The following is a 16918-nucleotide window of genomic DNA, read 5'->3' as shown; positions in this document are numbered from 1 at the left end:
GTGCACAAGGTACCGGCCGGTAGGTAGGCCCGGGATGACCAGGGGGTAGCAACCTCGGGTAACAGGAGGTCAGCGGGGGCGCTCAGAAGCTTCGTGCGCTCTTTTCGCGAGCCCCCACAAGTCCTCGCGCAGTCTCGCGGCCTCCGTGGTGTCGAGCCCGGTCGCGGAGAGGAGGGCGCCGGGGACGGCTGCCGCCCGCTCCCTGAGTTCCTCCGCGCGCCCCGTGCACGCCACCAGCACCGAGCGCTCGTCGCTCGCCGCGCGCTCCCGGCGTACGAACCCCGCGCTCTCCAGCCGCTTGAGCAACGGCGAGACCGTGCCGTAGTCGAGGCGCAGGGCGGCCGCCAGCTCCTTCACGCTCGTCTGACCGCGCTCCCACAGCACCAGCAGCACGAGGTACTGCGGGTAGGTGAGCCCGAGCTCGTCGAGGAGCGGCCGGTACGCGGCCGTCACCGCGCGCTGGGCGGCGTACAGCGCGAAGCACAACTGGTCGTCGAGCAGCAGCGATCCGGCGTCCTCTTCGTTCGTCACGCGCCCATTGTCACGGACCGCGGATCGAATCCGAAGGGCAACTCCAGCCGGTGGGCCCGCATCAGCTCGTCGTCGGCGAGGAGTTCGGCCGTCTTTCCGTCCGCGGCGATGGTGCCCTCGCTCAGGATCAGCGAGCGCGGGCACAGCTCCAATGCGTACGGCAGGTCGTGCGTCACCATCAGGACCGTCACGTCCAGCGAGCGCAGGATGTCGGCGAGTTCACGGCGGGAGGCCGGATCGAGGTTGGAGGAGGGCTCGTCGAGGACGAGGATCTCCGGCTCCATCGCCAGCACGGTGGCCACCGCCACCCGGCGCCGCTGGCCGAAGGAGAGGTGGTGCGGGGGCCGGTCCTTGAACTCCGCCATGCCGACCCTGGTCAGCGCCCGGTCCACGCGCTCCTCCAGTTCGGGCCCCCTGAGTCCGGCCGCCGCCGGTCCGAACGCCACGTCCTCGCGCACGGTCGGCATGAAGAGCTGGTCGTCGGGGTCCTGGAAGACGATGCCGACCTTGCGCCGGATCTCGGCCATGTGCTTCTTGTCCACGGGCAGCCCGGCGACCGTCACCGTGCCCACCCCGCCGCTCAGGATGCCGTTGAGGTGCAGCACCAGGGTCGTCTTGCCGGCGCCGTTCGGGCCGAGCAGGGCCACCCGCTCGCCGCGCGCGAGGGAGAAGTCCACGCCGAACAGGGCCTGGTGCCCGTCCGGGTAGGCGAAGGCGAGGCCGGAGACCTCCAGGGAAGCAGTGCTCACAGGGCCCATCCCAACACGCAGACGACAAGGGCGGCGACGGGGAGCGCGAGGGCGTACGACCACTGCGCCCGGGACGCGGTCACCTCGTCGATGACCGGCATCGAACCGGCGTACCCCCGGCTGACCATGGCCAGGTGCACGCGCTCGCCGCGCTCGTAGGAGCGGATGAACAGCGCGCCGGCCGACTTCGCGAGGACGCCCCAGTGCTTGACGCCGCTCGCCTCGAACCCCCGCGACTCCCGCGCGATCCGCATCCGCCGCATCTCGTCGGTGATGACATCGCCGTAGCGGATCATGAAGGAGGCGATCTGGACCAGCAGCGGCGGCAGTCTGAGCCGTTGCAGTCCGAGCAGCACCGAGCGCAGTTCGGTGGTGGACGCCAGCAGCACCGATGCGGCGACCCCCAGCGTGCCCTTGGCCAGCACGTTCCAGGCGCCCCACAGGCCGCTCACGCTCAGGGAGACCCCGAGCACCTCGACCCGCTCGCCCTCCGCGACGAACGGCATCAGCACGGCGAACGCCACGAACGGCACCTCGATCAGCAGCCGCTTCAGCAGGAAGCCGGCCGGCACGCGCGCGGCGTACGCGACGACGCCCAGGAGGACGGCGTACAGGCCGAACGCCCACATCGCCTCGCGCGGGGTCGAGACGACGACCACCACGAAGCCGAAGGCCGCCGCGAGTTTCGTGTGCGGCGGCAGGGCGTGCACCGGCGAGTGTCCGTGCCGGTAGAGCCTGTGCGCGTGTCCGGAGCCCACGTCAGACGCCCGTCCCGACGGGGCTGGTGTCGGCCGTACGGCGCCTGCGCACCACCCAGAACACCGTGCTGCCCGCGACGACGGTGACGCCGACGCCGATCACGCCCGCCAGCCCCCCGGACAGGCGGGCGTCCTCGACGTCCTTCACGCCGTAGTCGGCGAGCGGCGAGTCCGCCGTGGCGTGCTTCTCGGTCTTGGCGTCGATGCCCTTGTCGGCGGCGACCTTCTCCAGCCCGTCCGGGTCGGCGGACGCGTAGAAGCTGACGAATCCGGCGAGCACCACGGAGGTGACCAGGCCGGTGATCCACACCTTGCGGTGCGATCGGGCGGCGACCGGGTTGGGTTCGGCGGGTACGTCGACGAGTTGGCCGTCCACCCGCAGCTTCAGCTTCTGCTGGAGGCCGCGGGCGCCGTACACCAGGTCGGGGCGTACGGCGATGACGGCGCCGACGGTCAGCGCGGTGATGACCGCCTCGCCGATGCCGATGAGGACGTGGACGCCGATCATCGCGGTGGCGACCTTGGCGATGGAGACGTCGGTGGTGCCGCCGACGGCGTAGATCAGGGTGAAGGCGACGGCCGCGGCGGGCACGGAGAGCACGGCGGCCACGAAGGAGGCGGCGGTGATGGAGCCGCGCTTCCTGGGGAGCACCTTCACCAGCCCGCGGAAGACGGCGTACGCCACGACCGTTGTGACGACGGCCATGTCGGTGATGTTCACGCCGAGCGCGGTCAGGCCGCCGTCCGCGAAGAGGATGCCCTGCATGAGCAGGACGACCGAGACGCAGAGGACCCCTGTGTAAGGGCCCACGAGGATCGCGGCCAGTGCTCCGCCGAGCAGATGTCCGCTGGTCCCCGCGGCGACGGGGAAGTTCAGCATCTGCACGGCGAAGATGAACGCCGCGACGAGGCCGGCCAGGGGCGCGGTGCGTTCGTCCAGCTCGCGGCGGGCGCCGCGCAGGCTCACCGCGACGGCGGCCGCTGCGACGACTCCGGTCGCTGCCGAGATGGGGGCGTCTATGAATCCGTCAGGCACATGCACCGTTCGATGATAGTGGCTTGTTGCGAACTCTTTGCAAGAGGGCCGAGCCGCGAACAGCAATCAGCAGGCTTTCGGTCCAGGGGGCGGAACACGGGAAATGTGCGACGCTGGGAGGGGAGTGGACGCACAGCTTCCACACAGGTTACGCAGCGTGAGAGGCCCGTCACGATGTCTGTAGTCGAACAGTACGCGCGAGCCCACATCGTTTCGGACGTGGACATCGCGGAGGACGAGGCGATCCCGGTTGTCCTGCGCTACGACCCGGAGACCGACCCGCGCTCGGTACGGATCGGCCTGCCGGGCACGCACGAATGGACCTTCTCGCGGGCGCTGCTGGAACAGGGACTCAGGGCGCCGGTCGGCAGCGGTGAGGTGCGGGTGTGGCCGTGCGGCCGGGTGCAGGCCGTGGTGGAGTTCCACTCCCCGCAGGGGGTGTCGGTGGTGCAGTTCGAGCAGAAGGCCCTGCTCAGGTTCCTGCGGCGGACGTACACGGCCACGGCAGCCGTACGGAATTAGCCGCCCATCTTCAGCAGGGCCGCCACGATCGGGCCCGCCGTGTCGCCGCCGTGGCCGCCCGCCTGGACGACGCCCGCGGCCGCGAGGTCGCCCCGGTACGCGGTGAACCAGCCGTTCGGCTTCTTCTGGCCGTCGACCTCCGCGGAGCCGGTCTTCGCGCCCACGTTGCCGTAGACCCCGGACATCGCCTCGGCCGCCGTGCCGTAGCCCGCCGTGTACGCCATCAGCTCACGCAGCTGCGACAGCGTCCCCGAGGACATCGTGCGCGAGGCGGTGGCCAGCGTGCGGTTGTCGACCGAGGGGGAGACCAGGTAGGGCTGCTTGAAGGTGCCCGACTCGACGGTGGCGGAGACGGACGCCATGTTCAGCGGGTTCATCCGGACCCCGCCCTGGCCGATCAGCGAGGCCGCCTTCTGGGCCGCGCTCTGCACCGGCACCGAGCCGTCGAAGGACGGGACGCCGATCGCCCAGTTGTTCATGGACAGGCCGAAGACCTGCTGGGCCTGCTTGGTCAGGCTGTCGTTGTCCAGCTTGCCCGCCTGGCTGATGAAGGCGGTGTTGCAGGAGCGGGCGAAGCTCGCCTTGAAGGTGCCGCCCTTGATCTCGAACTTGTCGTCGTTCTGGAACTTCCAGCCGCCGTACGTGAAGTACTTCGGGCACGGGTGTGCCTTGTCCGCGGACGCGAGGTCCTCGTCGATCAGCAGCGAGGAGGTGATGACCTTCATCGTGGAGCCCGGGGCGAGGGAACCCTGGAAGGCGGTGTTGAAGCCGTGGCTCGCGTTCGCCACCGCGAGGATCTCGCCGGTCGACGGACGCAGCACGACGACGGAGGACCGGGCCTGCTTGGCGACCTGCGCCTCGGCCGCCGCCTGGAGCGTCGGGTTCAGGGTCGTCCGCACGGTGCCCGGGGTGCCCTTGCTGAGCTCCACCAGCGTCTTGTCGGAGGACTTGGAGTCCTTCCCGCGGATCACCCGCAGCTCGATGCCCGCCTTGCCGCCGGCCTTCTTGCCGTACTTCTCGCGCAGGCCGTCCAGCACCGTGCCGAGCGACGGGTACTTGGCCTCGGTGATCTCGCCGCCGTCCCGGTCGACCGCCTTGATCGGCGGGGTCCCGGACTCGCCGGTGACCAGGGTGTCGCCGTCCTTGAGGTCGGGGTGGACGACCGAGGCGGTCCAGTCGACCTGGGGCTTGCCGGTGGCGGTGTCGCGGACGACGGTCAGCGAACTGCCGTACGCCAGCGGCTTGCTGGTGCCCTTGTACGTCACCGTCGCCTTCACGGAGAAGGGCACCTTGTCGCCGGTGCGGGTGCCCGGGGTGAGGGTGACGCCGGTGAGGTGGGCGTCCTTGGTGTAGCCGGTGAGGAGGGTGGTGGCGGCCGCGCTGTCGCTCGTCGCGGCGGCGGCCGTGCTCACCTTGCCCTGCTGCCAGGAGGTCAGGAAGGTGGTCGCGGTGGTGGTGACCTCGGTCGCCGACAGCGGTCCGGTCTTGACCTTCGGCTTCTGGTCCTCGGCGGACACGGACGTGTTCTGCGTCCGGTCGTCGGCCGCGGCCCCGGCACCATACAGCGCGTAGACGCCGGCGCCGGCGCCGGCGACGACCACGGCGATCATCCCGCCGATCACGGCGGGCTTGGTCTTCCGTCGCTCGGCGACGCGCCTTCTGCTACCCACGGCTTCCGTTTCCTCCGCCAGTTCCCAGGGTCCCCGTTGCCCTCATCCATCCCAACGACGGCCACAGCCTAGAGTCCCTGTCCCGCACGGGTGACGTCAGCCTGCGGCTCGTAGCACAGCTGCGACAATCGGGCCCGCCGCGTCGCCGCCGTGGCCGCCCTCCTCGGTCATGGCCGCCGCGGCCATGTCGTTGCGGAAACCGGTGAACCAGCTGTTGGACACCTGCTGCCCGTCGACCTCCGCGGAACCGGTCTTGGCGCCGATGTCCCCGCCGAGTCCCGCCATCGCCTTGGTCGCCGTTCCCTGGGTCGCGGTGAGCCGCATCATCTGCTTCAGCTGGGAGGCCGTGTTGTACGGCAGCCCCTTCGCGGTGGCCAGTTCGCGGTCGTCGAGCTTCGGCGAGACCAGGTAGGGCTGGCGGAAGGCGCCGGTGATCGCGGTGGCCGTCACCGAGGCCATGTTCAGCGGGTTCATCTGGACCTGGCCCTGGCCTATCGCGTTCGCCGCGCGGTCCGGACCGCTGACCGCGGGCACCTTCCCGTCGAAGGAGACGATGCCGGTCTTCCAGTCCTCGCCGATCCCGAACCGGTTCTGCGCCTCCAGCGTCAGCGACTCGTCGGTGAGCGGCTTCTCGTCGATCAGCTTGATGAAGGCGGTGTTGCAGGACCGCATGAAGCTGTTGGCCAGCGAGGCGCCCTCGTTGGGCTCCATGCCGGTGAGGTTCTTGAAGGTCTGTCCCTGCCACACGGCGTCGGGCGGACAGGGCGCCGGGCCGTTCATCGAGGTCACGCCGTTGTCGATGAGCATCGCGGCGGTGATGATCTTCATCGTGGAGCCGGGGGCCTTGGTGCCCTCGAAGGCCGCGTTGAAGGCGTCCGTGCGGTTGTTGGCCACGGCCAGCACCTCACCGGTGCTCGGCTTGACGGCGACGACCGACGACTGGCCGTACAGCTTCACGGCCTTCTCGGCGGCCGCCTGTGCGGTCGCGCTGAGGGTGGTCTCCAGCTTGCCCGCCTTGCCCTCGGAGAGAGTCAGCAGCGAGGTGTCGGGGGTCTGGTCCGGGTGCTTGATGACCAGCTCGATCCCGGGAGTACCGCCGGCCTCGGCTCCGTACTTCTCGCGCAGGGCGTCCAGGACCGGGCCCAGCGAGGGGTACTTCTCCTTGGTCAGCACGCTGCCGTCGCGGGCCACCGCCTCGATGGCCGGGTTCGCGGACTCGCCGGTGACCAGCCGGTCGTCCCTCTGGAGCTTCGGATACACCAGGGAGGGCTGCCAGTCGACGAGCGCCTTCCCGGTGGTCACCCCGCGCACGACGGTCAGCTTGCTCTCGTACGCCAGCGGCTTGGACTTCCCGTCGTAGGAGACGGTCGCCTTCACGCTGTACGGCACGGTGGCGCCGGTCGTCTTTCCGGGCGTGATGCGCACATCGCCGATGTGCGCGTCCGTCCCGTAGGCGGCCAGCAACACCTCGGCCGCCGTGTTGTTGTTCGTCAACGCGGCCGCGCTCGCCGCGTCGCCCTTCTCCCAGGCGGCGAAGAAGTCCTTCGACGTCTTCGCGATCTCGTCGGCGGTGGGAGGCCCGCTCCGCTTGGCCTCCCCGACCCCGCCGCTCCCGTCGTCGCTCATCGCCGACACGAAGTTGTACGCCCCGTATCCGGCCCCGCCGACCATCACGGCGAACACCGTGCTGACGACAGCGACCTTCACCCCCTTGGCCATGGTCTGGCCCCCTCCCCGATGACCCCGTTGTTGTGGGAACTCTAAGCGGGAGGTGTGACACGCGGGGTAAGAGTTTCCTGATTCGTTGAAGCAGGTGCTCAATCACATACGTGAATATCAGCCCTCTAGACCCACGTATCCAGCCACATCCGCGACCGCCAGTCGTCGATCGGGATGCTCGTGCCGGTGTACAGCGGCCAGAAGTAGATGAAGTTCCAGGCGATCAGGAGGACCAGGACGCCGGCCGCCGTGGCGCCCGCAACCCGGCGGGTGTCCCTGGCGCCCGGGGGGCCGACGAGGGCGCCGATGAGCATGGCGACGGCCAGGCAGAGGAAGGGGAGGAAGACGATCGTGTAGAAGAAGAAGATCGTGCGTTCCTGGTAGTTGAACCAGGGGAGATAACCGGCCGCGATACCGCAGGCGATGGCGCCCGCGCGCCAGTCGCGGCGGAAGAACCAGCGCCACAGGACGTAGAGGATCGCAAAGCAGGCGGCCCACCACAGCAGCGGTGTGCCGATCGCCAGGACCTCGCGGGCGCACTTCTCGCCCGCGTCGGCCGGGCAGCCGTCGGTGCCGGGCGCGGGGGACTCGTAGAAGTACGAGACCGGGCGGCCGTCGACGATCCAGCTCCACGGGTTGGACATGTACGTGTGCGGCGAGGACAGGCCGACGTTGAACTTGTAGACCTCGTGCTCATAGTGGACCAGGCTGCGCCACCAGTCGGGCAGGAAGGTCCAGCTGCCGCCCTGGCCGTCGTTCGCGGCCCAGTTGCGGTAGTAGCCGCCGGAGCCGTCCGCGGGGGAGAGGATCCAGCCGATCCACGAGGTGACGTAGGTGACGACCGCGACCGGCACCATGGCCAGGAACGCGATGCCGAGGTCGTACTTGAGGACCGCCTCGTAGGGGCGGCGCGCGCCCGCGACCTTGCGGGAGCCGACGTCCCACAGGACCGTCATGATGCCGAAGGCGATGAGGAAGAACAGGCCGTTCCACTTGGTGCCGATGGCCAGACCGAGGAGCAGGCCCGCCAGCCAGCGGTAGGGGCGCCACCCCAGGCGCAGGGTGTCCGCGATGTGCGCGTCGGGGCGCACGAGGCCGTAGGAGTCGACCGGCAGCGCTGCGGCGAGTTTCTCCCGTGCCCGGTCACGGTCGATGACCAGACAGGCGAACGCGGCCAGCACGAAAAACATCAGTACACCGTCGAGCAGCGCGGTGCGCGCCATCACGAAGGCCAGGCCGTCCACGGTCATCAGCGCGCCCGCCAGGCAGCCCAGGAACGTGGAGCGGAAGATACGGCGGCCCACCCGGCACACGATCAGCACCGACAGCGTCCCGAGCAACGCCGTCATGAACCGCCAGCCGAACGGGTTGAACCCGAACATCAGCTCGCCGAGTCCGATGACGTACTTGCCGACCGGCGGGTGCACCACATAGGCGGCGTTCGTCGGGAGCGGAACGTTCCCGTTGGAGTTGAGGATCAGACTGTCGACGTTCTTGTCCCAGCTGAGCTCGAAGCCGCGGTGGACGAGCGCCCACGCGTCCTTGGCGTAGTACGTCTCGTCGAATATCACCTTCTTCGGGCTGCCCAGGTTCCAGAACCGCATCAGCCCCGCCACCAGCGTCACCAGCAGCGGCCCGGTCCAGCCCGACCAGCGCGCGATCCGCTCGGCGAGCACCCGGGGCACGCCCAGGACCTGCCACATCCGCGGACTGGGCGCGACGAAGGGCGGCACCAGGCGCTCGCGCACGTCGCTTCTGGCCTCGGCCGTGTAGCCGAAACGGCGCAGCCTCTGCTGCCACGACGGCCGCCGGTCCTGGGGGGCCTGGTCCTGCCGGGTGTCCGTGGAGGACGCGGTACTGGTCACCGCGCCATCGTAAGGAACGGCGCTGTGTGAGTCCCGTGCATGGGCGGATGCGTCCGGTTCGGGGCGCCCCTGGGAGGATGGGGGTGTGACTGGAACCCTTGTCTTGGCGGGCACCCCCATCGGCGACATCGCGGACGCTCCTCCCCGGCTGGCGGAGGAACTGGCCGGGGCCGACGTGGTCGCGGCCGAGGACACCCGGCGGCTGCGGCGGCTCACCCAGGGGCTGGGCGTGACGCCCAAGGGCCGGATCGTGTCCTACTTCGAGGGCAACGAGGCCGCCCGTACGCCCGAACTCGTCGACGAACTCCTCGGCGGCGCGCGCGTGCTGCTCGTCACCGACGCCGGGATGCCGTCGGTGTCCGACCCCGGGTACCGGCTGGTCGCCGCGGCGGTCGAGAAGGACGTCCGCGTCACGGCCGTACCGGGGCCGTCCGCCGTCCTCACCGCGCTCGCGCTGTCCGGGCTGCCCGTCGACCGGTTCTGCTTCGAGGGGTTCCTGCCGCGCAAGGCCGGTGAGCGGCTCTCCCGGCTGCGGGAGGTCGCCGACGAGCGGCGCACCCTGGTGTACTTCGAGGCTCCTCATCGGCTCGACGACACGCTCGCGGCGATGGCCGAGGTGTTCGGGGCGGAGCGGCGGGCGGCGGTGTGCCGGGAGTTGACGAAGACGTACGAGGAGGTCAAGCGGGGGACGCTGGGCTTTCTCGCCGAGTGGGCCGCGGAGGGGGTCCGGGGGGAGATCACCGTCGTGGTCGAAGGGGCGCCCGACAAGGGGGCCGAGGAGGTCGACGACGCCGAGCTCGTGCGGAGGGTGCGGGTGCGGGAGGAGGCGGGCGAGCGGCGCAAGGAGGCGATCGCCGCGGTGGCCGTCGAGGCGGGAGTCCCCAAGAGGGTTGTTTTCGATGCGGTGGTTGCGGCGAAGAACGCCCCTTCCTGACGCGCCGCATGAGGTGGGTCACACCCGCTCTGAGCAGGGCGCATGACTTCTGAGCGTGCGCCCCATGTGCCGGCAAAGCGGTGTCTCGGAATGCAAAGCTCCGCGCGGTCTCGCGGGGCGGTTTGGCAAGGAACGCCCAAATCGCCTCCAACAGTCGACAGGGTCGTCGCGTTCGGGTCCGAGGAGGCGTCCACTGGGGTGAGGGACGTACCCGTCCTTCGAACCAGCGGACACACAGGAGCTGGCATGAGCGAGATCGCAGGGCACCCCGGTGCGACAGCTGTCGTCAACGAGTCCTATTCCTTCGCCTGCATGCGCTGCGGGCACGGGTGGGAGCAGTCGTACGAGATAGAGCACCACATCGACGGCGACGGCCGGGAATTCGTGCAGTACGTGGTGGACGGACAGGTCGTGCCCTCTCCGCTCTCCAGGCCCGCGTGCGCGAACTGCGACCACCACGTCGTACGGATCATGCGGCCCGGTCGGGTCGCGTCCGCCCGTGACGCGGCGCACCAGCAGCACCGCACGCCCCCCGCCGGGCCCGTGGAGGCGCCGACGGCCGGGGGCGAGGAGCCGGGCGAAGAGCACCACTGGCACCTGGCCGACCTGCTGCACGTGTTCCAGCGCAAGGCGAGCTGACCGCTCCGGCGTCCGGGTGGGCATGCCCCTTTCGTAGGATCGGGGCATGCCTTCGAACAGCCCGCGCGAGAAGAACGCGGCGCCGCCGCTCCCGGAGCCCCTCCGGGTGCCGGTCGCCGACTCCCACACCCACCTGGACATGCAGGACGGGACCGTGGAGGAGGGGCTCGCGAAAGCCGCGTCGGTCGGGGTGACCACGGTCGTCCAGGTCGGCTGCGACGTACGGGGCTCCCGCTGGGCGGCCGAGACGGCGGATCGGTACGACGCCGTCCACGCCACCGTCGCCCTGCACCCCAACGAGGCGCCCCGGATCGTCCACGGCGACCCCGACGGGTGGTCCCGGCAGGGGGAGCGCAAGGCGGGGGGCACGCCGGCGCTCGACGAGGCGCTCGCGGAGATCGACCGCCTGGCCGGGCTCCCGCAGGTCAAGGGCGTCGGCGAGACGGGCCTCGACCACTTCCGCACCGGGCCCGAGGGCAAGGAGGCGCAGGAGGCGTCCTTCCGCGCCCACATCGAGATGGCCAAGCGGCACGGCAAGGCGCTCGTCATCCACGACCGCGACGCCCATGCGGACGTCCTGCGCGTGCTGAAGGAGGAGGGCGCTCCCGAGCGCACCGTCTTCCACTGCTACTCCGGGGACGCCGAGATGGCGCAGATCTGCGCCGGCGCCGGATACTTCATGTCCTTCGCCGGCAACGTCACCTTCAAGAACGCCCAGAACCTGCGGGACGCGGTGGCCGTGGCGCCGCTCGAGCTCCTGCTCGTGGAGACCGACGCGCCCTTCCTGACGCCGGTGCCGTACCGCGGACGGCCCAACGCCCCCTATCTCATTCCGGTCACAGTGCGTGCCATGGCCGCCGTGCGCGGCATCGACGAGGACGCGTTGGCCACGGCACTCGCCGCCAACACCGCACGCGCCTTCGGTTACTGACCCCATCGAACGTAACTCCGGGTAGTCGTGTCACTTTGGAGAGTGACGACCGCTCCGCTAGGTTCTGTGGGCCCGATCCGGACCCCTTTGGACCCCTCGGCCCCTGGAGCGTGTCGGCGTGAGCAACTCGCAGTACGAGACGTACGAGACGAACGAGACATACGGGCCCTATGAGCCGTACGGCCCGACCGAGCCGTACGGACCCCCGGCGCACGGCGGCTTCGACACGCCCCCCGCCGATCCGCACACCGCGGAGACGCTCGCGTACGGGATGTACGGGGCACCGGACCCGGGGCGGACGCTGGCGTACGAGGACACGTACCGGCCCGCGTACGAGGAGTCGAACCCGGCGCCCATGCCGCCCCCGCGTGCCGAAGTGGGCCGGGCCGCACGCCGGCGCCGGGCGCGGTACGCGGAGCGCCCGGACACCGCGATGCGCCGACTGCTTCCGCAGGCGCTGGTGGTCGCGTTCCTGGCGGGCGGCACCACCGCGTTCGTCGCCAAGGACAAGGCGATCGAGCTCAGCGTCGACGGCAAGCCGCGGACCCTGCACACCTTCTCGGACGACGTGACCGAACTGCTCGTGGAGGAGGGAGTCGCGGTCGGGGCACACGACGTCGTCGCGCCCGCCCCCGGCGAACAGCTCGCCAGCGGGGACGAGGTCGCGGTGCGGTACGGGCGTCCCGTACGGCTCACGCTCGACGGGAACCGGCGTGAGGTGTGGACCACGGCACGCACCGTGGACGGGGCGCTCGAACAGCTGGGGGTGCGCGCGGAGGGCGCGTACGTGTCCACCTCGCGCTCCCGGCCGATCGGGCGGGAGGGGCTCGCGCTGGATGTGCGGACCGAGCGCTCCGTGACGATCATGGCGGACGGCCGGGCACGGACGATCCGGACCAACGCCGCCACCGTGGGGGAGGCCGTGGAGGCGGCCGGGATCACGCTGAGCGGCATGGACACCACCTCGGTGGCACCGGGGAGCTTTCCGCGCGACGGGCAGACCGTCACGGTGCTGCGGATCACCGGGATGAAGGAAGTGCACGAGGAGCAGATCCCGTTCCTGGAGGAGCGGAGCGAGGACGCCTCGCTCTTCAAGGGCACGGAGGTCGTCGAGCGGGCGGGGGTACCGGGGGTGCGACGGGTCACGTACTCCCTGCGGACCGTCAACGGGGTCCGGCAGAAGCCGCGACGGATCAGGGTCGAGTTGGTGCGGGAGCCCCGGGCGCAGAGGGTCAGGGTGGGCACGAAGCCGATGCCCACGTCCGTGCAGGGAGCGGACCATCTGAACTGGCAGGGGCTCGCGGTGTGCGAGTCCGGCGGGCGGCCGAACGCCGTGGATTCCTCGGGGACGTACGGAGGGCTGTACCAGTTCGACACGAGGACCTGGCACGGGCTGGGCGGCTCGGGGCGACCGCAGGACGCGCCTGCGGCGGAACAGACGTTCCGCGCGAAGAAGCTGTACGTACGGCGGGGGGCGAGCCCGTGGCCGCACTGCGGAGCCCGCCTGCACGGGTGAGTGGAGCACCCACCCAGCCCCGTACCCTTGGGGCCGTGAGCAGCAGCCCCTCCCCAGACGCCCTCCTCGGCCCCGCCGACATCCGTGAACTCGCGGCTGTCCTAGGGGTCCGCCCCACCAAACAGCGCGGCCAGAACTTCGTGATCGACGCGAACACGGTCCGCCGTATCGTCAGGACCGCGGGCGTCCGCCCCGACGACGTGGTGGTGGAGGTAGGGCCCGGGCTCGGCTCGCTCACCCTGGCGCTGCTGGAAGCGGCGGACCGCGTCACCGCCGTCGAGATCGACGACGTCCTCGCCTCCGCACTGCCCGCGACGATCGCCGCCCGCCTGCCGGACCGGGCCGACCGCTTCGCCGTCGTGCACTCGGACGCGATGCACATCACCGACCTTCCCGGCCCCGCGCCGACGGCACTGGTCGCGAACCTGCCGTACAACGTCGCCGTACCCGTGCTGCTGCACATGCTCGAGACCTTCCCGAGCATCGAACGCACCCTCGTCATGGTCCAGGCCGAGGTCGCCGACCGGCTCGCCGCACCGCCCGGTTCGAAGGTGTACGGCGTCCCGTCCGTGAAGGCCAACTGGTACGCCGAGGTCAAGCGGGCCGGATCGATCGGCCGCACCGTCTTCTGGCCCGCACCGAACGTGGACAGCGGGCTCGTCGCGCTGACCCGGAGGACCGAGCCGATCAAGACCACCGCGTCGAGGCGCGAGGTGTTCGCGGTCGTCGACGCCGCTTTCGCCCAGCGCCGCAAGACGCTGCGGGCCGCGCTCGCCGGGTGGGCGGGTACGGCCGCGGCCGCCGAGACGGCCCTCGTGGCGGCCGGGGTCTCGCCCCAGGCCCGCGGTGAGTCGCTCACCGTCGAGGAGTTCGCGCGCATCGCAGAAAACAAGGAGCCCGGTCAGCAGTGAGCGTCACCGTCCGCGTCCCCGCCAAGGTCAACGTCCAGCTCGCGGTGGGCGCCGCCCGCCCCGACGGCTTCCACGACCTGGCCAACGTCTTCCTCGCGGTCGGCCTCTACGACGAGGTGACCGTGACGCCCGCCGAGGAGCTCCGCATCACCTGCGCGGGCCCCGACGCCGCCGAGGTCCCCCTCGACCGTACGAATCTCGCGGCCCGCGCGGCGATCGCCCTCGCGGAGCGCCGCGGGCTCGACCCCGCCGTGCACCTCCACATCGCCAAGGACATCCCCGTGGCCGGCGGCATGGCGGGCGGCAGCGCGGACGGGGCCGGTGCGCTGCTGGCCTGCGACGCGCTGTGGGGGACGGGCGCCTCCCGTGAGGAACTGCTCGAGATCTGCGCCGAGTTGGGCAGTGACGTGCCGTTCAGCCTGGTGGGCGGGGCCGCGCTCGGGACGGGCCGCGGGGAGAAGCTGCGCACCCTCGAGGTCGGCGGCGGCTTCTCGTGGGTGTTCGCGATGGCGGAGCGCGGGCTGTCGACCCCGGCCGTCTTCCGGGAGTTCGACCGGCTCACCGAGGGCCTCGACGTCCCCGAGCCCGTCGCCTCCGAGGACCTGCTCGACGCGCTGGCCGGGGGCGACCCGGAGGCGCTCGCCGCCGCCGTCTCCAACGACCTTCAGCCCGCCGCCCTCTCACTCTTCCCGGAGCTCGCCGACACCCTCGCGGCCGGCAGCGCCGCGGGCGCCCTCGCCGGGCTCGTCTCGGGCTCGGGCCCGACCACGGCGTTCCTCGCCCGTGACGCCGGGGCGGCGACGAAGATCGCGGACGCACTGCGCGCCTCCGGCACGTGCCGGACGGTGCGTGTGGCGTCGGGCCCCGCGCCGGGTGCGACGGTGATCTGATCCGGCGGAAGAGCGCGGGGCGAGGGGATGTCGCGCGCCGGACTACCCTGGAGGGTCGATCGATCCCCCTGGGCAGGAGAGAAATGGCCGTCAATCTGGTCAATGTCGAGAACGTCAGCAAGGTGTACGGCACCCGTGCCCTGCTGGACGGTGTCTCGCTCGGCGTCTCCGAGGGCGATCGCATCGGCGTCGTGGGCCGCAACGGTGACGGCAAGACCACCCTGATCCGCATGCTCGCCAAGCTGGAGGACGCCGACACCGGGCGCGTCACGCACTCCGGCGGACTGCGGCTGGGCGTCCTCACGCAGCACGACTCCCTGGACCCCACGGCGACCGTCCGGCACGAGGTCATCCGGGACATGGCCGACCACGAGTGGGCCGGCAACGCCAAGGTCCGCGATGTGCTGACCGGACTGTTCGGCGGGCTCGACCTGCCCGGCTTCCCGCAGGGCCTCGACACCGTCATCGCGCCGCTCTCCGGTGGTGAGCGCCGCCGGATCGCCCTCGCCAAGCTGCTCATCGAGGAACAGGACCTGATCGTCCTCGACGAGCCCACCAACCACCTCGACGTCGAGGGCATCTCCTGGCTGGCGAAGCACCTGCGCGAACGGCGTTCGGCCCTCGTCTGCGTCACCCACGACCGGTGGTTCCTCGACCAGGTCTGCACGCGGATGTGGGATGTGCAGAAGGGCGACGTCTTCGAGTACGAGGGCGGGTACTCCGACTACGTCTTCGCGCGTGCCGAGCGTGAGCGGATCGCCGCCACCGAGGAGACCAAGCGGCAGAACCTCGTCCGCAAGGAGCTGGCGTGGCTCAGGCGCGGCGCCCCCGCGCGGACGTCCAAGCCGCGTTTCCGGGTGGAGGCCGCCAACGAGCTCATCAAGGACGTACCGCCGCCGCGGGACAGCAGCGAGCTGATGAAGTTCGCGTCGTCGCGGCTGGGCAAGACGGTCTTCGAGCTGGAGGACGTGACCGTCCAGGCCGGGCCGAAGGTGCTGCTGAAGCATGTGACCTGGCAGCTCGGTCCGGGCGACCGGATCGGTCTCGTCGGGGTCAACGGCGCGGGGAAGACGTCCCTGCTGCGGGCCATGGCCGAGGCCGCGCGGACCGAAGGCGAGACCCAGCCCGTGGGCGGACGGGTCGTGGTCGGCCGGACCGTCAAGCTCGCCTATCTCTCGCAGGAGGTCGCCGAACTCAAGCCCACGCTGCGGGTGCTGGAGGCCGTCCAGCAGGTGCGGGAGCGCGTCGACCTCGGCAAGGGGCGCGAGATGACCGCCGGGCAGCTGTGCGAGACGTTCGGCTTCAACAAGGAGAAGCAGTGGACGCCGGTCGGGGATCTCTCGGGCGGTGAGCGGCGGCGCCTGCAGCTGCTGCGGCTGCTGATGGACGAGCCCAACGTCCTCTTCCTCGACGAGCCCACCAACGACCTTGACATCGAGACCCTGACCCAGCTGGAGGACGTCCTCGACGGCTGGCCCGGCTCGATGGTCGTCATCTCCCACGACCGGTTCTTCGTCGAGCGCACGACCGACCGGGTCTTCGCGCTGCTCGGGGACGCCACCCTGCGGATGCTGCCGCGCGGTATCGACGAGTACCTGGAGCGGCGGCAGCGGATGGAGGAGGCGGCCGCGGCTTCGGCTCCGGTGGTGGTGAAGCCGGTGGCCGAGAAGAGCTCCGCGGATCAGCGGACCGCGAAGAAGGAGCTCCAGAAGATCGAGCGGCAGCTCGACAAGATCTCCGCGAGGGAGACGAAGCTGCACGCGCAGATCGCCGACAACGCCACCGACTTCGCGAAGGTGGCCTCCCTCGATGCCGAGCTGCGGGATCTCGCCGGGGAGCGGGAGGAACTCGAGATGCGGTGGCTGGAGCTGGCCGAGGACGCGTGAAGGTGCGGCACATCATCCTCGAATGACAGGAAAGCCAGGAATTAAGCTCTTCCGGGACACTTCTCACCGGTAGGGGAAGCGCAACGTCGAACTAGCGTGTAGCTTCCGGGGGCATGAAGGGCGGGGGTGCTGGGAGAGTGCCTCTGTCCGTGCGGATCAGAGGGCATCCATCGTGGGGCCTTCACGCGGATCCATGGGGGGACTGGGGGGTTGCTCGATGGGAGTTCGGCTCATGGTGGTCGACGACCACCGATTGCTCGCCGAGGCGCTGGCCTCGGCGCTGAAACTGCGCGGGCACCGGGTGCTCGCGGCGGCGGCGCCTGCCGCGGGGGCGGCGGAGCTGGTGATCAGCCGGGCGCCC

The 16918-nt window shown here is 70.7% G+C and carries 15 protein-coding genes and 1 pseudogene; 9 read left to right on the top strand and 7 right to left on the bottom strand.

The genetic code is table 11. The annotated features are described in order from the left end of the window. Window positions 1-69: 69 nt before the first annotated feature. The 4 genes from RNB18_RS48170 to RNB18_RS48155 are packed head-to-tail and all read right to left on the bottom strand — an operon-like array spanning window position 70 to window position 3080. Window positions 70-531: a MarR family winged helix-turn-helix transcriptional regulator gene (locus RNB18_RS48170; protein ID WP_311720506.1), complete on the bottom strand. Its 462-nt coding sequence runs from the start codon at window positions 529-531 to the stop codon at window positions 70-72. After that, window positions 528-1289, bottom strand: coding sequence for an energy-coupling factor ABC transporter ATP-binding protein (locus tag RNB18_RS48165; RefSeq protein WP_311720505.1), 762 nt, complete (start codon window positions 1287-1289; stop codon window positions 528-530). Before RNB18_RS48165 ends, RNB18_RS48170 begins: the two co-directional genes overlap by 4 nt. Continuing rightward, window positions 1277-2038, bottom strand: coding sequence for a cobalt ECF transporter T component CbiQ (gene cbiQ, locus RNB18_RS48160; protein ID WP_311720504.1), 762 nt, complete (start codon window positions 2036-2038; stop codon window positions 1277-1279). Before cbiQ ends, RNB18_RS48165 begins: the two co-directional genes overlap by 13 nt. 1 nt (window position 2039) lies before the next feature. Beyond that, window positions 2040-3080 carry an energy-coupling factor ABC transporter permease gene (locus RNB18_RS48155; RefSeq protein WP_311720503.1) on the bottom strand — a complete coding sequence of 347 codons (1041 nt, stop codon included), beginning with the start codon at window positions 3078-3080 and terminating at the stop codon, window positions 2040-2042. Between the two features lie 168 nt (window positions 3081-3248). Between RNB18_RS48155 and RNB18_RS48150 the strand changes: the two genes are divergently transcribed. After that, on the top strand, window positions 3249-3596 hold the full coding sequence (locus tag RNB18_RS48150) for an SsgA family sporulation/cell division regulator (RefSeq protein ID WP_280858188.1): 348 nt from the start codon (window positions 3249-3251) through the stop codon (window positions 3594-3596). Here the strand turns inward: RNB18_RS48150 and RNB18_RS48145 are convergent. The 3 genes from RNB18_RS48145 to RNB18_RS48135 all read right to left on the bottom strand — a co-directional run bounded on the left by RNB18_RS48145 (window position 3593) and on the right by RNB18_RS48135 (window position 8850). Continuing rightward, window positions 3593-5266 (bottom strand): penicillin-binding transpeptidase domain-containing protein, encoded by a 1674-nt coding sequence (locus tag RNB18_RS48145; protein WP_311720502.1) that lies wholly within the window; start codon window positions 5264-5266, stop codon window positions 3593-3595. The genes RNB18_RS48150 and RNB18_RS48145 overlap by 4 nt on opposite strands. Before the next feature lie 96 nt (window positions 5267-5362). Further along, window positions 5363-6985 carry a penicillin-binding transpeptidase domain-containing protein gene (locus RNB18_RS48140; protein WP_311720501.1) on the bottom strand — a complete coding sequence of 541 codons (1623 nt, stop codon included), beginning with the start codon at window positions 6983-6985 and terminating at the stop codon, window positions 5363-5365. Window positions 6986-7110: 125 nt separating this feature from the next. Further along, entirely contained in the window at window positions 7111-8850 is a 1740-nt protein-coding gene (locus RNB18_RS48135; RefSeq protein ID WP_311720500.1) for a dolichyl-phosphate-mannose--protein mannosyltransferase, read from the bottom strand. Between the two features lie 85 nt (window positions 8851-8935). On the opposite strand from RNB18_RS48135, the gene rsmI reads away from it, so the two are divergent. From rsmI to RNB18_RS48095, 8 genes and pseudogenes are all read left to right on the top strand, one after another. After that, window positions 8936-9784, top strand: a complete 849-nt coding sequence (rsmI, locus tag RNB18_RS48130) for a 16S rRNA (cytidine(1402)-2'-O)-methyltransferase (RefSeq protein WP_266563630.1) — start codon at window positions 8936-8938, stop codon at window positions 9782-9784. 246 nt (window positions 9785-10030) lie between these two features. Then, a complete protein-coding gene (locus RNB18_RS48125; protein ID WP_311720499.1) occupies window positions 10031-10423 on the top strand; it encodes a hypothetical protein in 393 nt (130 codons plus the stop codon). Between the two features lie 46 nt (window positions 10424-10469). Next, the gene (locus RNB18_RS48120) at window positions 10470-11354 is read left to right on the top strand and encodes a TatD family hydrolase (protein WP_311720498.1); all 885 of its coding nucleotides are present in this window, start codon (window positions 10470-10472) and stop codon (window positions 11352-11354) included. Window positions 11355-11472: 118 nt separating this feature from the next. After that, window positions 11473-12870: a ubiquitin-like domain-containing protein gene (locus RNB18_RS48115; protein ID WP_311720497.1), complete on the top strand. Its 1398-nt coding sequence runs from the start codon at window positions 11473-11475 to the stop codon at window positions 12868-12870. Between the two features lie 35 nt (window positions 12871-12905). Continuing rightward, entirely contained in the window at window positions 12906-13781 is an 876-nt protein-coding gene (gene rsmA, locus RNB18_RS48110) for a 16S rRNA (adenine(1518)-N(6)/adenine(1519)-N(6))-dimethyltransferase RsmA (RefSeq protein WP_311720496.1), read from the top strand. Next, window positions 13778-14671 carry a 4-(cytidine 5'-diphospho)-2-C-methyl-D-erythritol kinase gene (locus tag RNB18_RS48105; RefSeq protein ID WP_311720495.1) on the top strand — a complete coding sequence of 298 codons (894 nt, stop codon included), beginning with the start codon at window positions 13778-13780 and terminating at the stop codon, window positions 14669-14671. The genes rsmA and RNB18_RS48105 overlap by 4 nt, the downstream gene beginning before the upstream one ends. Before the next feature lie 83 nt (window positions 14672-14754). After that, window positions 14755-16557, top strand: coding sequence for an ABC-F family ATP-binding cassette domain-containing protein (locus tag RNB18_RS48100; protein WP_057610420.1), 1803 nt, complete (start codon window positions 14755-14757; stop codon window positions 16555-16557). Window positions 16558-16750: 193 nt separating this feature from the next. Further along, window positions 16751-16918, top strand: a pseudogene (locus RNB18_RS48095) (DNA-binding response regulator); the annotation flags it as partial.

The sequence above is a fragment of the Streptomyces doebereineriae genome (assembly GCF_031845645.1).
Taxonomy (GTDB): domain Bacteria; phylum Actinomycetota; class Actinomycetes; order Streptomycetales; family Streptomycetaceae; genus Streptomyces; species Streptomyces canus.
This window is presented reverse-complemented; position numbering and strand designations above follow the sequence as displayed.

What these genes read in the sequence shown, in the direction of transcription:
- RNB18_RS48140 (WP_311720501.1), bottom strand. Translation starts at nt 6,985, where the DNA reads ATGGCCAAGGGGGTGAAGGTCGCTGTCGTCAGCACGGTGTTCGCCGTG.
- RNB18_RS48100 (WP_057610420.1), top strand. Translation starts at nt 14,755, where the DNA reads ATGGCCGTCAATCTGGTCAATGTCGAGAACGTCAGCAAGGTGTACGGC.
- RNB18_RS48120 (WP_311720498.1), top strand. Translation starts at nt 10,470, where the DNA reads ATGCCTTCGAACAGCCCGCGCGAGAAGAACGCGGCGCCGCCGCTCCCG.
- RNB18_RS48165 (WP_311720505.1), bottom strand. Translation starts at nt 1,289, where the DNA reads ATGGGCCCTGTGAGCACTGCTTCCCTGGAGGTCTCCGGCCTCGCCTTC.
- RNB18_RS48150 (WP_280858188.1), top strand. Translation starts at nt 3,249, where the DNA reads ATGTCTGTAGTCGAACAGTACGCGCGAGCCCACATCGTTTCGGACGTG.
- RNB18_RS48125 (WP_311720499.1), top strand. Translation starts at nt 10,031, where the DNA reads ATGAGCGAGATCGCAGGGCACCCCGGTGCGACAGCTGTCGTCAACGAG.